This is a genomic window from Arthrobacter sp. ZBG10 (genome assembly GCF_001238605.1).
GTDB lineage: Bacteria > Actinomycetota > Actinomycetes > Actinomycetales > Micrococcaceae > Arthrobacter.
This window is the reverse complement of sequence record NZ_LFQH01000141.1, coordinates 1-241: the sequence shown is the minus strand read 5'-3', so window position 1 is coordinate 241 and position 241 is coordinate 1. Positions and strand designations below refer to the sequence as shown.

The 241-nt window shown below is 64.3% G+C and carries 1 protein-coding gene; it reads right to left on the bottom strand.

Features of this window, described 5'->3' with window-relative positions:
* A partial coding sequence (locus ACU18_RS18925) for a homocysteine S-methyltransferase family protein (RefSeq protein WP_157407878.1) occupies positions 1 to 241 on the bottom strand: 241 nt, incomplete at both ends.

The following is a 241-nucleotide window of genomic DNA, read 5'->3' as shown; positions in this document are numbered from 1 at the left end:
GTTCGTAGGTGGTGTGGCCCAGGCTGGGGAGCTTGGTGCCGGGGCCCATGGAGCCGAGGACCCAGCGCATGCGGCCGTCGGTTTCTTCTGCTGCTTCGGCGCGTTCGCGGGCAATTCTGGCGCCTTTGTTTGCCAGTTCTTCGATACGGTCGTCGATGCCGTAGTCGGAGAGGTTGGACCAGTTGGCGCCGAAGGTGTTGGTTTCCACGGCGTCGATGCCGGTGGCGAAGTAGGCGTCGTG